The 780-nt window shown below is 48.1% G+C and carries 1 protein-coding gene; it reads right to left on the bottom strand.

The window, feature by feature from the left end; all coding sequences use genetic code 11:
• Positions 1-780: RRXRR domain-containing protein (locus AN618_RS12425; protein WP_187694944.1), on the bottom strand; the 780-nt coding region annotated here is incomplete at both ends.

Here is a 780-nt window from a genome sequence, read left to right as displayed (position 1 = left end):
TCGCCTGTGCCACGTCCGATGCAGGTACAAACTCCAGCCGCGGCATTTTCCGCAGTTTCCCCATTATTGCGTTCATCGTCCCCAATGCACGCCACTGCTTGATGCCTTTTATGGGGATATATACCCTCCCGGCATGTACATCTTCATGGCAGTCTTTGCATAGGTATACCAGGTTCTCCTGAACGTCCGTACCACCGCTCTTCCGCTGTATCAGGTGGTGTTTTTGCAAATTCTCTTTTGTCCCGCAAAGGATGCATTTCCTCTCTGCTGGCGTTCTGGGTGATCTCTGGTAACCCGTGCCGTATGTTTTGCCCCATGTCATTGCCCTGACATCGAAGACGTTATCCTCCATGACAAATACAACCTGCTCTGCTGGAAAGGGGAAGAGCCTTAAAAGCTTTTTGTAAAGATTGAAGTGCGTTTCCACACCATGTTTGAGGGTGGCGTTCGACTTGTCTCTAGCCCTTACTATTCTTGGCGCCTTAAATTTTGTTAAAACCCTACCATGTCTGGCGGATAAATGTCTCTTTTTGCACCGCGAATAGTATCTTCTGTTCCTTCGGTGTCTTCTTCTTTCTGTCATCAACTCCTTAATCTCGGGAATTCTGGTTTGTAAAACACCCTGGCAGTATGCGATCAGTTTCCCATTTTTTGTTTCGCACACAACAAACCCTATGTAGTTATATCCCGGGTCGAGCGCTATGATGAGTTTCCTTGGTACTGTTTTGGAGTAATCGAACTCTCTGTCCAGGAACACTGCTACCGGTGGCTTGCCGGAGG

The sequence above is a fragment of the Fervidicola ferrireducens genome (assembly GCF_001562425.1).
Classification (GTDB): Bacteria; Bacillota; Thermosediminibacteria; order Thermosediminibacterales; family Thermosediminibacteraceae; genus Fervidicola; species Fervidicola ferrireducens.
The sequence above is the reverse complement of the archived record's forward strand: the minus strand, read 5'-3'. Positions and strand labels throughout refer to the sequence as shown.